The 17,605-nt window shown below is 44.7% G+C and carries 15 protein-coding genes; 9 read left to right on the plus strand and 6 right to left on the minus strand.

Features of this window, described 5'->3' with window-relative positions; genetic code table 11:
• Positions 1-43: 43 nt before the first annotated feature.
• Complete coding sequence (locus QUA01_RS05075; RefSeq protein WP_333087269.1) at positions 44-3,649, plus strand: zinc-ribbon domain-containing protein; 3,606 nt, start codon at positions 44-46, stop codon at positions 3,647-3,649.
• Positions 3,650-4,282: 633 nt separating this feature from the next.
• On the opposite strand, the gene QUA01_RS05080 is transcribed toward QUA01_RS05075, so the two are convergent.
• The gene (locus tag QUA01_RS05080; RefSeq protein WP_333087270.1) at positions 4,283-4,636 is read right to left on the minus strand and encodes a rhodanese-like domain-containing protein; all 354 of its coding nucleotides are present in this window, start codon (positions 4,634-4,636) and stop codon (positions 4,283-4,285) included.
• 318 nt (positions 4,637-4,954) lie between these two features.
• Positions 4,955-5,563 (minus strand): hypothetical protein, encoded by a 609-nt coding sequence (locus tag QUA01_RS05085; protein WP_333087271.1) that lies wholly within the window; start codon positions 5,561-5,563, stop codon positions 4,955-4,957.
• Between the two features lie 194 nt (positions 5,564-5,757).
• On the opposite strand from QUA01_RS05085, the gene rpsD reads away from it, so the two are divergent.
• Positions 5,758-6,366: a 30S ribosomal protein S4 gene (gene rpsD / locus QUA01_RS05090; RefSeq protein WP_194071088.1), complete on the plus strand. Its 609-nt coding sequence runs from the start codon at positions 5,758-5,760 to the stop codon at positions 6,364-6,366.
• Between the two features lie 818 nt (positions 6,367-7,184).
• Here the strand turns inward: rpsD and QUA01_RS05095 are convergent.
• Complete coding sequence (locus QUA01_RS05095; protein WP_333087272.1) at positions 7,185-7,589, minus strand: STAS domain-containing protein; 405 nt, start codon at positions 7,587-7,589, stop codon at positions 7,185-7,187.
• Between the two features lie 209 nt (positions 7,590-7,798).
• On the opposite strand from QUA01_RS05095, the gene QUA01_RS05100 reads away from it, so the two are divergent.
• The 4 genes from QUA01_RS05100 (at position 7,799) to QUA01_RS05115 (ending at position 11,792) form a co-directional block, all read left to right on the plus strand.
• The gene (locus QUA01_RS05100) at positions 7,799-7,975 is read left to right on the plus strand and encodes a hypothetical protein (protein ID WP_333087273.1); all 177 of its coding nucleotides are present in this window, start codon (positions 7,799-7,801) and stop codon (positions 7,973-7,975) included.
• Between the two features lie 122 nt (positions 7,976-8,097).
• Entirely contained in the window at positions 8,098-9,384 is a 1,287-nt protein-coding gene (gene cbiD / locus QUA01_RS05105; RefSeq protein WP_442921507.1) for a cobalt-precorrin-5B (C(1))-methyltransferase CbiD, read from the plus strand.
• 335 nt (positions 9,385-9,719) lie between these two features.
• The gene (gene guaA / locus QUA01_RS05110; RefSeq protein ID WP_333087274.1) at positions 9,720-11,333 is read left to right on the plus strand and encodes a glutamine-hydrolyzing GMP synthase; all 1,614 of its coding nucleotides are present in this window, start codon (positions 9,720-9,722) and stop codon (positions 11,331-11,333) included.
• A gap of 111 nt (positions 11,334-11,444) precedes the next feature.
• Positions 11,445-11,792: an IS1 family transposase gene (locus QUA01_RS05115; RefSeq protein ID WP_333087490.1), complete on the plus strand. Its 348-nt coding sequence runs from the start codon at positions 11,445-11,447 to the stop codon at positions 11,790-11,792.
• 181 nt (positions 11,793-11,973) lie between these two features.
• On the opposite strand, the gene QUA01_RS05120 is transcribed toward QUA01_RS05115, so the two are convergent.
• From QUA01_RS05120 to QUA01_RS05130, 3 genes are all read right to left on the minus strand, one after another.
• Positions 11,974-13,887 carry a heavy metal translocating P-type ATPase gene (locus QUA01_RS05120; RefSeq protein ID WP_333087275.1) on the minus strand — a complete coding sequence of 638 codons (1,914 nt, stop codon included), beginning with the start codon at positions 13,885-13,887 and terminating at the stop codon, positions 11,974-11,976.
• Positions 13,888-13,960: 73 nt separating this feature from the next.
• Complete coding sequence (locus QUA01_RS05125; RefSeq protein WP_333087277.1) at positions 13,961-14,086, minus strand: hypothetical protein; 126 nt, start codon at positions 14,084-14,086, stop codon at positions 13,961-13,963.
• A 113-nt stretch (positions 14,087-14,199) separates the two neighbouring features.
• Entirely contained in the window at positions 14,200-15,324 is a 1,125-nt protein-coding gene (locus tag QUA01_RS05130) for a flagellar assembly protein H (protein WP_333087278.1), read from the minus strand.
• Between the two features lie 295 nt (positions 15,325-15,619).
• Between QUA01_RS05130 and QUA01_RS05135 the strand changes: the two genes are divergently transcribed.
• The 3 genes from QUA01_RS05135 (at position 15,620) to QUA01_RS05145 (ending at position 17,508) form a co-directional block, all read left to right on the plus strand.
• A complete protein-coding gene (locus QUA01_RS05135; protein ID WP_333087279.1) occupies positions 15,620-16,723 on the plus strand; it encodes a precorrin-8X methylmutase in 1,104 nt (367 codons plus the stop codon).
• Positions 16,724-16,784: 61 nt separating this feature from the next.
• On the plus strand, positions 16,785-17,087 hold the full coding sequence (locus QUA01_RS05140; protein WP_333087280.1) for an immunity protein TriTu family protein: 303 nt from the start codon (positions 16,785-16,787) through the stop codon (positions 17,085-17,087).
• A gap of 109 nt (positions 17,088-17,196) precedes the next feature.
• The gene (locus QUA01_RS05145) at positions 17,197-17,508 is read left to right on the plus strand and encodes a hypothetical protein (protein WP_333087281.1); all 312 of its coding nucleotides are present in this window, start codon (positions 17,197-17,199) and stop codon (positions 17,506-17,508) included.
• Positions 17,509-17,605: the final 97 nt, after the last annotated feature.

Genomic DNA, 17,605 nt, shown 5'->3' on the forward strand with positions numbered 1-17,605 from the left:
AGTTAGGCAGGTTCTTGATGTCAATCCTGCATTCCATGAATATTTGAAAGAACGTGAAAAAGAAAAAGTTGCTGAAGAAGAAGCGAAAGCCATCGCGGAACAAGAGAAAAAAGAACAGTTAAAAAATAACTTTTATTTAAAGAGTTTAGCTGTCCTTTACCCAGAAAGAGTTGAAAAATTATGGGATTATGAAAAGAATGGAGATATCAAACCTGAAGATATTGCTGCTGGGAGCGTCACCCAATTTATTTGGCTTAAATATCCTCTTGATGGACACTCTTGGAAAAAGAAAGTTGGTGATATTGCCGCCATCTGGAAAGATAATGGAACAAGTGGATGCCCAATGTGTGCAGGTAGAAAAAAGAAGGCTGAAAAAAAGGCTAGTTTAATAGAAGTTTATCCTGAACTGATTAGTCAATACTGGGATTACGAAAAAAATAAAGAACTGGATTTAGATCCAGTCACCCTTTCTTTAGGTAGTAATAAAAAAGCTTGGCTTAAATGCCCCCATGATGGAAATGAATGGCAGGCAATTGTTGCCTCAACAATCAATCAACAGTGGTCAAAGGGTAATGCTGGATGCCGAGTATGTAATGGTACTCATGAAAGAAAGCGAGGGGAATGGGGTCAAGCAAATCCTATTGGGATTGAATTTCCTGATGAAGTTGCTAAGTATTGGTTTTATGAAGCCAATAATGAGCTAGGACTTGATCCCATGAAATTAACAATTGGATCGACTAAAGAAGCTTTTTTTAAGTGTCCTATTGATGGTTATGAGTGGGTTGCGCCTCTTTCTCAAATTAAATCCTCTTGGAAAAGAGACAACAGTGGCTGTCCTGCGTGTCGGGGCTGGGTTGCGACTAAAACTACATCTTTGATTTCTATTTATCCCGATTATGTTCCTCAGTATTGGGACTATGAAAAAAATCATCAACTCGGTTTACATCCAACAGCATTGACTAAGGGATCTAACCAAGAGGCTTGGTTTAAATATCCTATAGATGGATATGAATGGAAAACCCGGATAAATAGTATTACAAGAGCTTCTTGGAGTCAAGGGAATAGTGGATGCGCTCGTTGTTTTGGCTGGTCTTTAGAAGCTATTCGTCAGTTTGTTGCTAGTTTACAAGTTCATATTCCCAACCTAACTCAGGCTGAACTATATAAAATATTTGAGCAATCAGGTGTTTTAGATACAACGAATACTAAGGGGTTCAAGATCGTCAAAGATATTATCAAGGGTAAACTGACAGGGCAAAAACTTCGAGATGTAATTCAAGGTAAGCAAATCAAAATCTCTGAGGTTGAGATTAGCTTAGATGAGGATATAAAAGGAGATTCTGAACTAAAAATTGTTGAGGAAACATCTCAAACTTTTGAAACAACTGCTAATTCTCCACAACAACTTGATAAATCTAATGAACTGCCAAGACTAAAAGTACAGAAAAGCCTAGAATTTCTAAGCAGTCAAGTTGTTGCTTCAGCAGATCAAGAGGCGATTGATTTCTTTATTGCTTCTAGGCTTAATCGGATTTGGGCAGAAGTTTTTGAGGATGAATCTGCTGTTGAAGGTGTAGAAGCATTTACCGATGAGGGTTATGGTCATCAGGTGAGAGATCAATTTCTTGACGAATACAACCAAGCGCGGGATATGCAAATTCCGTCAGGTTGGGCATTCCGCATTAATGGCAAAATTACCCCTCCAAACTTAATGCAGAAGTTAGCGGCGGTACAGCTACGCAATCGAAAGCGGATGTTAAATCTTTCGTTGACAGGAACAGGTAAAACTATAGGTGGCATTCTTAGCAGCCGCATTATTGATTCTCATCTCACAATAATTATCTCTCCATTAGATACAATTCCAAACTGGCATGGAGAAATCAAGCACGTTTTTCCAGAGAGTCGAGTAACAATAAAAAATTTCAATCCTCATTGGTTAGAGATTGAGGAGGGACATCACTACATTCTGCTGAATCATGAAATGTTCCAGCAACCCTCAACACCTACTCACATTCGACAACTGCTAGAACGATACAAAATTGACCTCATCATTGTGGATGAGATTCATCGTTGTAAACATCGTAGTGATAATCCATCCAAACGACGACAGATGGTTCTTGCACTAATTACTAATGCAGCGGAGAAGAATCCGGCTCTTAATGTGCTAGGAATGAGTGCAACTCCTGTAATTAACAACCTAAAAGAGGGTAAAAGTTTAGTTGAGTTAGTAACAGGTGTAGAACGCTCTGATTTAGGTGAAACAGCTACACTCAACAACTGTATGCGTTTGCATCAGGCGCTTGTTACTCTGGGAATTCGCTCCCGAGTCAAGCCTAAGATCAAAATCAACAGGGTTTCGATTCCAGTTGATTGTACTCACTTGGTTGATGAAATGCGGGAAAAAGCTACATCTATTTTAAAGATGGAGCAACTTCTTACCCGCGCCAGAATTCCAGCCATTTTGAAGGAACTTCAACCAAAAACAATTGTTTATACTCATTACGTTGAGGGCATTGTCGATCAGCTAAAAGAGGCGATCGAGGGAGAAGGATGGACTGTCGGTTTTCACATGGGAGGAGATAAAAGTGGCCGTAACAATTTTATTGATGGCTCTACAGACATTTTGATTGCCAGTAGTGCAATGGCTACTGGTGTCGATGGATTTCAACGAGTTTGCGATCGCCTAATTCTGAATATTCCACCCTGGACAAGTGCTGAATTAGAGCAGCTAGAAGGGCGATTGAATCGTCAGGGGCAAATTCACGATACTCTCACTATCCTCATGCCTGTAACTTATGGTTTAGACAACGGAGAACGCTGGAGTTGGGATGAGGGGCGCTTAGCTCGGTTACAAAACAAACAAACAGTTGCCGATGCTGCGGTTGATGGTGTGATGCCTCAAGGTCAGCTACGTACAGAATCTCAAGCATTTCGAGACTTGCGGCAGTGGTTAGAACGATTGAAAATAGGCGAACAAAAATTAATTATTCGCCCTAGAATCTTTGTTCCACTTCCAGATGTTGATCCTATAGATGTGCAGCGACGTAATTTTCAGTACGGTGATTTTAGCCGTATGAATGCTCGTTGGAATAGCAGTTACAGTCACACTACCTACGAACGCTTACAAGGCAATCCAGAAGAGTGGATGCAATACCATACGCTTTATCAAGAAGCTCGAAAAACCTGGTCAGTTACTCCTTATGAGGAGGCTATCAAGTGGCTTCAGAAGCGCTCGGATTTAGTAGTGGCTGATTTTGGTTGTGGGGAAGCACTGATAGCTAAAACTCTTACTGGTAAGCATACAGTTCACAGTTTTGATTTCATTGCTATCAATGATTCAGTCATCGAGTGCGATATGACTCGTGTGCCTTTAGAGGATAGCTGTCTGGACGTTGCTATGTTTAATCTGTCACTTATAGGTTTGAATATCTCTGATTATATTCGAGAAGCAGCCCGTACACTCAAACTTGATGGACAGATTTCGATTTATCAGGTAACTTCCCACATTAAAGATATTCAAGGGTTTGTTAGGGGACTTGAACTAGCAGGTTTTAGAATAATTGAAAATACCGAGGTATGGAAATTCCGGTATATTCAAGCAATCAAATCAGAAGAGGTTGAACTCTCACAAATTAGAGTACAACTCTAGTGTACCGAGCGGGCTAACAAATCGTTGTCGCGCAATTTTGAGGGCGGATTTGCAAATTTCGCTTGAGTTTCAAGTTTTCTGGGGCCATACGGGCGATCGACTTTCACGAAAAAACTGCGGTAATCTAGAACTATAACAGATGCTTGCTAATATAGAAGTAGCAACTTGGTAGAGCCTATGACATTAGCAATTGCGATCGATTATTCAGCAAACCCTAAATATATTTAGAATACTTTCATCAAGATATCGGAATCAAAGAAGACGCTTCTGATTAAGATTTAATTTGATTGCTGGTATTTATAATTATGAACTTTCTTTGAAGATAAATTAGCCATCGCCTGAGACTTTCGCAAGAGGTCTATTGACGCTGTTGGCAACTACAGGAAAAGGTCAACAGCTCCAATGACATCAATTACTGTTGGAACAGGTGGCAACTAATTTACTCACGATTCGACATGAGCGTTATGAACAAGGAGTGTTGAAACGCAGACCGAAACCGTATTCTCGAATGCAGGAACCTCGCTCTCTCTTGAAAGCTAAGCTGACTGAGGGCGTAATTAAGCCTTTTTCAGTGCCATTTCACTTAAGTCCTCACTACAAATCTATATTGTCGTAGTTGGAGCGGGCGTCAGATTAATAGCGTGGCACGGTGCGATCGACTACCATTGAGTAAGCATCGATGCCGCCAACGATATTTTTAACGTTGGTAAATCCTCGATCGGTTAACCACTGGCACATTTGAGCCGATCGCACTCCGTGATGACACAGGACGAGGGTTTCTGTGTCGCGATCGAGTCTAGTGTCAATTTCACCAGACCATTCGGCAAACTCGCTAAGCGGAAAAACTACAAATCCCGGCAGGGCCGCGAGTTCAATTTCGTGAGGTTCCCGAACGTCCACAAGCTGAAATTTCTCAGCATCGGTCGTTTTTTCTGCTAAGTAGCGACCTAATTCTTCGACGGTAATTTGAGCAAAATTTTGTGACATTTGATTATTTAAAAAAGTCATTAATCAGTAGTCAGTAGTCAGTAGTCAGCAGTCAGTAGTCAGCAGTCATTAGTCATTAGTCATTAGTCATTTAACAGCTAACAGCTAACAGCTAACAGTTAACAGCTAACAGCTAACAGCTAACTGTCAACAGCTAACAGTTAACTGTTCGGACAGTTTCAGGGTTCACATACAAAAGCTCGAAACCGAGTTTCTGAGGTTGCAAGTGCGCCCGCAGATTGTGATGAGGACGATCGCACTCACTACAATTAGCAATTACTAATTACCAATTAGCAATTACCATTTCCCAATAAATAATTAATTGAGCCGCGAAGGCGGTGGCATTAGCTCGACGGGAGGAGTAGGTGCAGGACGCCCGTCCAACTGGCTCACTTTTTCCCTTGGATCGAGACAAGTTGCCAGCAACCTGTCAGTGGGAAAGTCGAGCCTGCCGCTCAACCCGACGACGCATTCAGCAAACTGTTCTGGTAATAAACTGCGGCGGCACCCATCAAGCACTAACAGGGGAGCTGCAGGTTGAGTTTTTGTTTTGGTGTGAATATTCACTACGCAAGTAGTCAATTCGTCTGGCCGCCTCACCTGCCGACAGGTAGAGAGGGCTTCGAGACCAGAAATATTTGTTTTGCGGTTGATTTGGAGGGCGCATCTAGATATGTCGCGGGGGTGGAGCGCGTCGGCACAAGCTGCTGCAGCTGCCTCGGCCCCTACTCCGGCTTCGATTAATTCTTTAGCGCAGACGCGATAGGAATTTTGAGTTCGGGGAAATCTCAGAGTGATGGCTGATGCTGGGGAGATTGGCAGTGCTACTGCCAACAAACTCAGGGCGACTAGGGGAGTGCCGAGAGCTAACATCCAGCGCGGTGCTGGCTTTGGGGCAGAAGTTAGGGAAAAATTGCGCTTTTGCATGGCTGATCGAGTTGTGAGTTTTTGGGCTGATTGGGGCGATCGAGCGATCGGCTTTTCCTTCAGAATTTACCGCACATTACGGTTCGCTGCGGTCGATCAATTTTTTTATTGATATTTGTGAGAATTTTGAGCGTTATAAACATATAATATAGAGTCTGCATAAAATTGCATACAGAGATTAGAGAGGAAAATAAATGTCTCGATATCGAGGCCCCCGATTAAGAATCGTTCGTCGCCTGAAAGAGTTGCCCGGTTTAACCCGCAAAACGCCCAGACGCGATTACCCGCCTGGGCAGCACGGTCAAAACCGCAAAAAGCTCTCTGAGTATGCGGTTCGTTTGCAAGAAAAGCAAAAACTCCGTTTCAATTACGGTGTGACGGAACGCCAATTGCTCCGTTACGTCCGCAAAGCCCGCCGTGCCACGGGCTCCACAGGTCAAGTGTTACTGCAATTTTTGGAAATGCGCTTGGACAATACTGTGTTTCGGATGGGAATGGCTCCAACCATTCCGTCCGCTAGACAATTGGTAAATCACGGTCACATCACTGTTAACGATCGTGAAGTCAATATCGCCAGCTATCAGTGCAAGCCTGGTGAAGTGATTGCAGTGAAAAATAGAGAGCGATCGCGCACGATGGTGGAAACCAATCTCAAAGATCCAGGCTTGGCTCACTTGCCCAGTCACTTGGAATTTGATAAGCAAAAACTGGTCGGCAAAGTCAACGGCGTTGTCGAACGCGAGTGGATTGCTCTTCAGATTAATGAACTGCTAGTGGTTGAATACTACTCGCGTCAAGCTTAATTTATTAGTCATCAGTCGTTGGTCATTAGTCATCAGTTAGTTGCTAGCAAAGAATTAAAAATTGGGTACGCACTCTGTGATTAGTTAATTGCTACTGAATAACTAGGGCTAAGGACTGAAGACTGATTTTTTAGACACAGCTATGCTGAAGGCTGAAAAAAGCTTTTTGACGGTCAACAATTAAGTGTTAATAGTTAACAGTTAATTGTTGGCCGTTAAATTATATCCCGATTGTTCGATGTTCGGGCTTTAGCTTGTAAGGAAGGAAAATTTAATAATTTAAATATCTGCCACACTCGTCTCTATACCCTTTCTCAAAAAGGTGAGGTACAGGTTGAGATTTGAGATTTGAGATTCTTCGGCTTCGCGAGCGTACAAGTTTTAGACTGGGGAATTGAGGGATTCAGGGATATATCGATCAATATAGCGGTTCTCAAAAAAGTGAGGATAGCCCGGTTTGGCCTATGCCCGGTTTGGCCTATGCCCGGTTTGGCCTATGCCGGATAGTACCTCATGTGAGAGCACAGAAAGGCTATACCTCATCTTTTTTATGATAACTACTATATACCTCTTGCAAAAATTACAAATTATCTGAAATTATCTGCGTCGAACCGTGTTGCATCTGCTTTTTATCTGCGGTTTATGTATCGATTCCGTGACTTGTGCAATGCCAGTTTTTTCTCCCGAAGCCCAGGCCTCAAGAGAGGCAGAGCCTCCGGATATGCATTACCAGGCAGAGCCTGGTAAAGAGCAAAAATATTAATTTGCCGATTTAAAAACCTAGGTTTTAGGGCTTAACAAGGAAACGATGGCAGCATTTAGCCCGCCAAAAATTGCTCGAATTCCCGATCGAATAAATCGCCCCAAGGGCCAAAACAAATTTCGCGCGAACTCATCCACTCGGCTCTCAAATCTCTAGAGCTAGCTAAATCCATAGCATTAAAGACGATCGACTTGCCGAGTATAGCGGCTAACTCCAATCCTCGGGCGAGGGCGGCAATTCCCTCTGGCGCGACAGCATCCACTTGCTGCAGATCCACGACAACTCTCAGGGTGGCCGTTTCCAAAGCTTGCTCCAAATTAATTTGGAAATCTAGGACAGAGATGCCGCCGAGACAGCCCTTGAGTTGCAAAATAATGGTGTTGCATGGGGTGGTTCGGTGAGCTAGTTGAGAGGTTGAATCCGAAACAAATGCAGGCGTGAGGTTAGTAGCGGTCTTCATATTTCTTCCCCCTGCGAGACCGCAACATAACTCTACTCAATACGGGGTAAATGGGGGGAAAAAGGATGCAAGGTGTCTGGAAGATAGCTATAACCATCTGGTTTTAAAAATTTGTTTACAGTATTTGTACTTAATTCCTGGAATTTGTTTGTTACTCTTGGACGCGCTGGCGATTGGGCCCGCGAGGGATAGCTTCGCCGCGGCTGCGGGTGTTTTGTGAACATCTGCGGGCCAGTAAGGCTTCGGAGTCGGTGGTGGGCGATTCTGGAAGGTGGATAGTTATCCTACTCTTCACCGAACCGCTGCGGGGAACGGGAACGCGAGAGCGAACGATCGCCCGTTATTCTCAAAAAGTGTTGCTGGCTTCAAGGCAACTGGTAAAATAAAATTATCGCTTGACAAAAATCACCTGAACTGCATATCCTAGTAAACTCTAAAAACAAGCTTAAATGTTTGAGGGCGATCGCTGCTAGTAGGTGATGTCGATCGTCGGCAAATTTACGGATCTATGCACTCCATCGTGACACAAACTCAACCTTTATCCGGGTATACACTGCCAGTATTTGCCTGTGCAGCAGCACTTGCAGCTTTGCGGTGCTTGCGTGGAGGTATTCAGTATGTAGATACTGTATCAGTAGATTTACTGGAACCGCAAGTAACTGCAGAAATTCCGATCGAACAAGCATCTGTACTCAAAACGGATACTGCTCTAGGCGTGACTCGCTCCGAGCCGGGAGACAACCTCGATTTGACTCGCAATACCCCCGTTTGGGCAATGGTGGAATTGCACAGAGGGGAGGGGGAGAGGGAGAGAGGGAGAGGGGGAGAGGGGGAGAATGGGGGAGAGAGGGGGAGAGGGGGAGAGGGGGAGAATGGGGGAGAGAGGGGGAGAGAGGGAGAGGGGGAGAATGGGGGAGAGATGAGGAGAGAGGGAGAGGGGGAGAATGGAAGAGAGGGAGAGCAGATTGTGATTGTTGGGGGTGAGGGAATTGGACATCACAAAGCAGGTGGAGGAGCGGCAATCTATGATTATGCGATGCGGCTGCTGCGATCGAATCTGAGCAGAGAACTCGCACGGGGAGAAAAAATTACTGTCACCCTGATTTTGCCTTCAGGGCGCAAACTGGCGGCCCGCACTTCTAACGCAGCTTTCGGTGTCGTAGAAGGACTTTCGCTGCTGGGTACAACGGGCATTTCTCAACCGCTGAGCGCCCCCGGACAGTTGGAAGTTTATCGCGAACAACTGCAACAAAAAGCCGAACTGTTTGACACTTTAGTTTTCTGCATTGGCGAAAATGGCTTGGATTTGGCGCGACAACTGGGGATCGATCCGCAGCGGCTGGTGAAAACTGCTAACTGGCTGGGCCCGCTGCTGGTAGAGGCTGGATTTCAGGGCGTGCGATCGATTTTGCTGTTTGGCTATCACGGTAAATTGATGAAATTGGCGGCGGGGATTTTTCACACTCACCACCACCTCGCCGATGGGCGCAGGGAAATTCTCACAGCTTACTGTGCTAAAGCTGGAATGCCCGCCGATGCCTGTTCCGCGATTTTTTCAGCAGCGACGGCCGAAGAGGCTCTCGGGCAACTGCGGGCTTTGGATGCGGCAACTGGTAGCAATTGGGTCGATCGAATTTACGGTGAGATTAGCCGAGAAATAGACTTGCGATCGGCGGATTGCATTTTTACTCACACCAACCAGCGTATTCCCGTGGGCTCAGTGATGTTTGGGCGCGATCGCAAAATTATTGTTAAAAGTGACATAGGAGATACATTTTTGACACAAATTTGTTAATGTAGTGTGAATATCCCGTAATTCTTTGTAAAAGATAGCTCAGGGATAATATTTAACAAGTAATAATTCTCAGTCCCTAGACCTTGATTATACTGGGTTGCGTCCTGAATAAATTTCTGATGCAATAGTTTAATTAATTAGGGTAAGGCTAGAAGTAAATTTATGCTTGTCGCAAACCCTATTAATTGACTGAGATCGCTGACAGCAATCTAGTATAAATCTTATTTATTCCTAGCGACTAAGGGTAGCTCGCTTCCATCAATTTTGGACTCAAGCAGCGACCAATACCTCCGCTACATTCTGCCCAACTAGCAATTAGCAATTACGCAATCACCGTGACTACTCAAATAGAAACTGACTCTGACCTCACAAACTCTTCTCTGGGGCAAATAGACCGCCAAATGATCGTGATTCTCGACTTCGGTTCGCAATATTCCGAACTGATTGCTCGCCGCATTCGCGAAACTCAAGTATATTCAGAAGTTATTTCTTACCGCACTACTGCAGAACAGTTAAAAGCGATCGCACCTAAAGGAATTATTCTGTCAGGAGGGCCGAGTTCTGTATACGATGAAAGAGCTCCCCAATGCGACCCGGAAATTTGGAATTTGGGAATCCCTGTGCTGGGTGTTTGCTACGGGATGCAGTTGATGGTAAAGCAACTCGGCGGGACAGTTGAGCGGGCTAAGTTGGCGGAATACGGCAAGGCATCGCTATTTATTGACGATCCTACGGATTTGCTGACAAATGTCGAGGAGGGCAGCACGATGTGGATGAGCCACGGAGACTCCTGTAGCGAGTTGCCGTCGGGTTTTGAGATCCTCGCTCACACGGACAATACTCCGTCTGCTGCTGTGGCTAACCATGAGAAAAGTTTGTACGGCGTTCAGTTTCACCCAGAAGTGGTTCACTCGATCGGCGGACAAGCTTTGATTCGCAATTTTGTTTACCATATTTGCGAGTGCGAACCGACTTGGACGACAGCTACTTTTGTCGAAGAAACTATTCGCGAAATTCGTGCCAGGGTGGGAGATCAACGAGTTTTGTTGGCTCTATCCGGTGGGGTTGATTCTTCGACTTTGGCTTTCTTGCTGCACCAGGCGATCGGCGACCAACTTACTTGTATGTTTATCGACCAAGGGTTTATGCGGAAGCAGGAACCGGAACGGTTGGTGAAATTATTTCAAGAGCAATTCCACATTCCGGTGCAGTACGTTCAAGCTCGCAGTCGCTTTTTGGCTAAGCTTGAAGGTGTTACCGATCCTGAAGTAAAACGCAAGCGGATCGGTCACGAATTTATCAGTGTATTTGAAGAAGAATCGAAGCGTCTGGGCCCTTTTGATTACCTAGCCCAAGGCACTCTTTACCCGGATGTGATTGAATCTGCTGACACGAATGTAGACCCGAAAAGCGGCGAACGAGTTGCTGTTAAAATTAAAAGTCACCACAATGTGGGCGGGTTGCCTAAAGATTTGTGCTTTAAGTTGATCGAACCGCTGCGAAAGTTGTTCAAGGATGAGGTGCGAAAAGTCGGCCGGTCGATCGGGCTTCCCGAAGAAATCGTCAACCGACAACCTTTCCCCGGCCCGGGATTGGCCATTCGGATTACGGGAGAAGTTACCGCAGAGAGACTAAATATTCTGCGGGATGCTGATTTTATAGTTCGCCAAGAAATTAACCGGCACGGATTGTACGGGGAACTTTGGCAAGCTTTTGCTGTTTTGCTGCCGATTCGCAGTGTTGGGGTGATGGGCGATCAGCGCACCTATGCTTACCCGATCGTTCTACGATTTATCACAAGTGAAGACGGGATGACGGCTGATTGGGCACGGGTTCCTTACGATTTGTTGGAACTGATCTCGAACCGGATTGTGAATGAGGTTAAGGGGGTAAACCGGGTGGTTTACGATATTACTTCTAAGCCGCCTGGTACGATCGAGTGGGAGTGATTTTCGCTTAGGACGGGTGGGCGGACAATTCTTTTGTCCGTCTGCTGGATTTGCGGGCGTTGCTTAATCAGGGTATGAAAAAAATAACTTGAAAATCCCGAAGTTTTGTAGATACTGGTTTCTCTGACTTGCATATTGAGCCAGTCATACCCTAAATCAGCAACGCCGACATTTGAACCATTATGGGACCAAGTAAGTGCATGGAAATGCTATTTTTATGTAACTGATGGATGGTCTGTATATCCCATGTTTATTCCTGATGGGGATCAGATTATTAGCAAGACTTATATGACCCGAGTTGAAGGGAAAAATACCAGACTAAGACATTATTTGGCTAGGCTACATCGTAAGACTCTTTGTTATTCTAAATGTGAGGAAATGCTCAAGCATTCTATTAAGTTATTAATAGATTACTTGAAGTTTGACGATATTCCCATGACCGGGGCATTCATACCTTGATTCAGCAACGCCGAAACCCGCTTTCTGGGATTTTGGTGGATTTAATTTGATCGCTGCGTGGCGATAAACCGGGTTTATATGAAGATTTAGGTTGAGTGGGAGATCTCGGGGAAGAAACCCGGTTTCTGGGATTTTAGTGGATTTAATTTGATCGCTGTGTGTCTGGTAACGAGTAATTTAATTAATGTCTCAGCAACCGCAAACCACTCAATGTTACCAAAACTGTAGATCCTTCATGACCGATAACGCCGATCGGCATTGTGATATTTCCTAAAAAATTAGCAGCCAACAATAGTATAATGCAGCTTAGCGCAAAAACAATGTTTTGTTTGACTACATTTTGAGCGCGGCGGCCCAAACTAATTGCTTTACCTAGTTGTTCTAGTTTATCTGCCATTAATACGATATCAGCAGTTTCTAAAGCGACATCGCTACCGGAAATTCCCATCGCAATTCCCACGGAAGCTTGGGCGAGGGCTGGTGCGTCGTTGATGCCGTCTCCTACCATTGCGACGGTTTGATACTGGGTTTGCAGCTTTTTAATTAGGTGCACTTTGTCTTCCGGCAAAAGTTCGGCGTACACTTCGTTAATGCCTAGTTGTTGGGCGATGTATTGAGCGGTTTGTTCGTTGTCGCCTGTCAGCATTATGATATGTTCTACACCTAAATTTTGCAAGCGTTTTACTGTGGCTGCCGCTTCCGGGCGGACTGTATCTGCGACTGCAATGATGCCCAAAAGTTCATCGCCCTTTGCTACCCAAACAACTGTTTTTCCCTCTGCTTGCAATTGTTGGCTGATGTGAGTCAACTCCGAAGTTGCTCGCACAAAATCGGCTTTACCAATGGTAATCGTTTGATTGTTAACTTTGCCGACTATTCCGCGACCTATTTTTGCTTGTACGTCGATCGCGCTTGACAATTGTAACTTTTGCTGCTGGGCGGCTTGGACAATTGCTTGGGCGATCGCGTGTTCGGAATGAGTTTCGAGGGCTGCAGCCAATTGCAGAACTTCTGTTTCAGTATATCCGGTTGCTGGTACAATTTGGATAACTTCAGGTTTTCCCGTGGTGAGGGTTCCGGTTTTGTCAAAGGCGATCGCCCGGACTTTACCAACTATCTCCAATTGCGCGCCGCTTTTAAACAAAATTCCCTGTTTCGCCCCGTTAGCCATACCCGAAAGCAGCGCCGGCATAATCGAAGCCATCAGCGCGCAGGGGGATGCGACTACTAGGAAAATCAGCGCTCGATAGATGGTATCTTCCCAATTCCAGTTTAAAATAAAAGGCGGCAAAATTGCCAACAACAAGCCTAGACCGACAATTAATTTAGCATAACCGCGCTCGAACTTTTCCACAAATTGCTGAGAAGGAGGCGCTTCTGTTTGTGCTTGTTGTACCAGCCGAATCACTCGCTGAATCAAACTGCTTTCGGGAGTTTTGTGAACTTCTAATTGTAGCGCGCCGGCACCGTTAATCGTGCCTGCAAAGACTTCATCGCCAGCAACTTTTTCCACGGGCATCGATTCGCCGGTAATCGAGGCTTGATTGAGGGTGCTGTAGCCTTCGATAATTATCGCATCTGTAGGAATAATTTCTCCGGGCTTGACTAAAAGCCGATCGCCAATTGCCAATTTGTCGATCGCAACCAACCGTTCCCCATCGTACATTATCACCCTAGCAGTATCCGCCGTCAAACTCATCAAACTGCGGATGCTGCGTTCAGTCCGCTGCATCGCATAACCTTCCAGCGCGCCGCTAATTGCAAAGATTAAAATTAGCACCGCACCGTCAACAATTAAATGATATTCTTGCCGCCACAGCCCCAAACCTGCCGCGCCCAAAGCAGCAACAATCATCAACAAATCTACATCTAATTCGCGTTCTTGAAAAAGCGTAGTCAAGCCTTCGCGGGTGCTGGAATAGCCGCCGATCACGTAAGCAGCGGGCAATATTAACACCGCTAAGCCCAGCCAACCGACTTGTAGGGCGATCGAGCCCAAAATTACCAGAATTCCGCACAGGGCGGCTGTTAAAGCATCGGGGTGCTCTTCTGCGAGGCGCGAGAGGCGCGAGGTGGGGAGGGAATTGGGAGTCATGGGAAAATTTGACTTGGTAGAATGACTCCTGCATCGTAAACCTTGACATTAATGTCAATGTCAAGCTTTTGGTCTAAATTCCCTGCGGGTAGGGAAACGGAACTGCCGTTTCCTGTATTTCGGGCGATCGCAAACCGCGATAAACTGTCGGTAAATCTGGTAAGAAAACAGCATTGCCATGTCCTGCACAAACAAACATAGTCCTGGACACATCAAGCCAAATAAACCCGGTTTTTCACCCAATCTGTCGGCTACAATCAAGTATTTTCGTAAAAACCAGGTTTCTGACCACCCGTGCGTCCAAGACTATATCTATCCCAATCTGGAAATCAATTCATCAGCCGATAACTGAGGCAATTGTTCCAACAACAATGTCAACTCTGCGACAGGTAAAGCCAACAAATTAGCAACCAGTGTAGGTAAACTATCGCCAAATTCATTTAAGCGCAGTGCCAAGACATTTTCTGCTAACAATCTCACCGCTTCTTGCCTGCCTGCTGAATCCACCGCGAGCATAGATATCGCCAGCAAAATTACCGTAAACTCGGCAGCAGGTATCCTGGACACGGGAGAGAGAAACGCTATCATCAACGAGTCTAGTTCTCCAAATCTCACTCGCAGAAAATTCTCTAAAATTAAGCGCTGTTGTTCTTGTCTTCCTTGTTCTAATCCTTGTTCTAATCCTTGTTCTAATCCTTGCTCTAATCCTTGCTCTAATCCTTGTTCCTGTGCTGCTTGTAACTGTTCTTGAAAGAGAGGTGCGATAGTCATAATTAACTCCCGGTCTTCTGTTTCTATGGGCTGTTCTAAATTTGCTACTAAGTTTGATTGCAGTCGATACAGCAATTCTAACGCATTAGTTCGCAGGGGGTTGTCTGTAGCCAAGGCGATCAACTCGGCCACTGCTTTTTCCTGCACCTTTCCTCTGCCCAAAATCCTCAGCCACAAGGTTTCGGGAGTTTTTGGCAACTGATGGATTACCACAATTGCCGATCGCAAATATTCCCCCAAAAAATAGATACCGGGCATCCAATTGGGTTCGTCTGGTTGTGCGCGAAACCCGTTTAACAGCGATTCTGACGCTGTGGGAGTGAGAATCCACAATTTCGGAAAATCATTTTCGTTAAGTCGAAGATTGTCTCTTCTGGCTTCTCGCTCTAATTCGCTCTGAATATCAAACAATTTGCTGATGCAACCTACAACTTCCCTGATAGTTGCCGGGTTGCGGAACGGTTCAAAAATTGCCGTCGCAGTTGCTAGTTGCCCCAACAATCCTAAGTTTTTGATATGTTCTGGGACTGTGGCTTCATGAGTAAAGTAAACATCGATTTCTTGCACTTCGGAAGTGACATCGCGACCGATATTGACTGTTCCTAATGGAGACAGCATCTCTTCTAGGTATTCTTTGGCAAAGCGATCGTGAATTAATCGAGTCATTCGATTTTAGATTTAAAATTTTGGATTCACTGCATCAGTCAATTTTATCATGCTTCAAAGCAATATTTTAGGTTTTATGTTCTTATGAGAAAGGAAGTAATTGCCAAAATATAAATTATTTTTTACGTCGCAATGATACTTCTAAGAATAGACTTATATCAACTATTAAACGCTCTCAAATAAGAATATTTATTATAAAAACTGCATAGTCCCGCGCCGGACAGGGCAATGCCGTTTACCTACAGATATCGGATATAATTTAGAAGATTTAGTCCTAGTTTGCAGAATTGGTGTTGTGCAACAAGAATACCTGACAATCAAACAACTTACTGAAGCGGTAAAAGGCACAATTACGCCTCGGATGGTGCGGCATTATCACGCTTTGGGGCTGCTATCTCCGGCCGTGCGATCGACCTCTAACTACAGACTTTACACCCGCAGCGACGTGCAAAGACTTCAAAGAATAGTCGCACTCAAGCAACAAGGCTTTCAACTGTCTCACATTCGCAAATTGCTAGAAACTGATGCGGATGCTTCTCCTGACGCGCTGGTGGCGGCTTTGCAACAGCAATATCTGTCGGTAATTCAGCAGATTGTTCGCCTCCGAGAAACGGCTTGTGCACTGGAAGGATTGCTGGGGCGGGATCTTTCGTGTCAAGCGGTGCAAGCGGGCGCACTGGCGCAATTGAGGCTGTTGCAGGCGCAAACTGACGGGGAGTTGGGACAGTTGGAACAACTTTGGGAGGGTTGGGATGCGGGGGCGCACACTCACCCGGAGGCGTTTGGGGAGTCGTTGCAGCATTTGTTGCCGGATTTGAGCGATCGCTCGGAAATTGAGGTAGACTTGCTTTCTAAACTGGTTTTAGCCTGCGGTGATTGTTCGCTGTTGCCGTTTGTGAAGTTGAGCCAAACGGCGATTAAATCGGCGCGGGAAGCTTTGAAAAATCAATGTCAAATTGTCGCTGATGTGCCGCCTGTGTTTGCGGCTTTGGATCACACAAGATTGGCGCATTTGGGAATAAGTATTGCAACTTTAATTGACGATCCGCACATCAATGCTGCGGCGGAAGCTGAACAGGAATTTTGGGCTGAGCGTGAGTGGTTTGAAAAGTTGTTGAAATTGGAAAAAAAATGTATATTGGTGATAGGATATGCGCCGTCTGTGCTGATGGCGGTGTGCGAGGCGATCGAGAACGGGCAACTGCAACCGGCTTTGGTGATTGGAATGCCGATCGGGTTTAGTCATTCTCCGGTGGCGAAACGGCGGTTAGTGCGATCGGGCGTTCCTTATATTACGACGGTGGGAACTTTTGGCGGTGGTTTATTGGCGGCGGTGGCTTTGAATGCTTTGGTTGAGTCTTTGATTGAAAAGCCGAATTGCCACTGTCATCTCAAGTGACTAAGGCAACAAATATAACTCACACAGCAACAAAGTTACATTAAAGAGTTTGTTCAGATTTATGTTAGATCAATTTGAAAGTTGGATTCAGGACAAACGTCAGGAAATTGAAAACTGGGGTTATCAATTAGAGATCGTAAAATCTCCGTCAGATGTAGCTCAACAAAGTCTACGCTTGGACTTAGATTCTGATAATTATATCGCTCGAATAACACTATGGGAATCGGGAGATTCTCAACTAGAAATTATAGATGTTGTTTCAGAAAAAATGGTGTTTGATGAATATTTAAAGATTCAGGCGAATTTTAACTTCAGCAAAGCTTGTGAAAACTTCTTCAATATTTTGAATTTAAACATTTGTTGAAAAGGAGTTAAATATATACATATTGAAACTCATTTGTATAAAAATATTGTAACTGGTCAAAAACTCGCACCCAAAATTACGATCTATCCAGATGTGAGGAATTAAAAAAATGGAAGAAATAAAGGCTAAAATCATCAAAATTGCTACCAATATCATTAACCAAGAAATAGATTTATTAGATGGATGTCGTACATTAGTGCATCTTCAACGTGAATTAGCAGAGCCACCTGAAGCCTTCTTTGTATTAAGAGGAATAGATTCCGAGACAGATATTTTTCCTATTGTCCCCGCAGAAAGAAAACAATGGGCTTCAGAAGCGTTGTCAAGATTAGATACAGAAAAAAATGAATATATTTCTTTAGTAAAAGAGGAAATAATAGAAGCCTGTAGGGAAATAATACAGCAGATTCCACATTTATGAAGTACACCGCGCGATCGTTAGCTCACCGTAGGGACACGGCATTGCCGTGTCCCTACATTTCATAAACTGGAATACGCTGTAACTAGCCTTAGCACTG

The sequence above is a fragment of the Microcoleus sp. S36a_B3 genome, from assembly GCF_036700745.1.
Taxonomy (GTDB): Bacteria; Cyanobacteriota; Cyanobacteriia; order Cyanobacteriales; family Microcoleaceae; genus Microcoleus.

Excerpts from the sequence above, each read along its gene's own strand:
- QUA01_RS05095 (WP_333087272.1), bottom strand. The coding sequence starts at position 7,589 with ATGAAGACCGCTACTAACCTCACGCCTGCATTTGTTTCGGATTCAACC.
- QUA01_RS05125 (WP_333087277.1), bottom strand. The coding sequence starts at position 14,086 with ATGTTTGTTTGTGCAGGACATGGCAATGCTGTTTTCTTACCAGATTTA.
- QUA01_RS05140 (WP_333087280.1), top strand. The coding sequence starts at position 16,785 with ATGTTAGATCAATTTGAAAGTTGGATTCAGGACAAACGTCAGGAAATT.
- QUA01_RS05145 (WP_333087281.1), top strand. The coding sequence starts at position 17,197 with ATGGAAGAAATAAAGGCTAAAATCATCAAAATTGCTACCAATATCATT.
- QUA01_RS05130 (WP_333087278.1), bottom strand. The coding sequence starts at position 15,324 with ATGACTCGATTAATTCACGATCGCTTTGCCAAAGAATACCTAGAAGAG.
- QUA01_RS05120 (WP_333087275.1), bottom strand. The coding sequence starts at position 13,887 with ATGACTCCCAATTCCCTCCCCACCTCGCGCCTCTCGCGCCTCGCAGAA.
- rpsD (WP_194071088.1), top strand. The coding sequence starts at position 5,758 with ATGTCTCGATATCGAGGCCCCCGATTAAGAATCGTTCGTCGCCTGAAA.
- QUA01_RS05080 (WP_333087270.1), bottom strand. The coding sequence starts at position 4,636 with ATGTCACAAAATTTTGCTCAAATTACCGTCGAAGAATTAGGTCGCTAC.
- QUA01_RS05085 (WP_333087271.1), bottom strand. The coding sequence starts at position 5,563 with ATGCAAAAGCGCAATTTTTCCCTAACTTCTGCCCCAAAGCCAGCACCG.
- cbiD (WP_442921507.1), top strand. The coding sequence starts at position 8,098 with ATGCACTCCATCGTGACACAAACTCAACCTTTATCCGGGTATACACTG.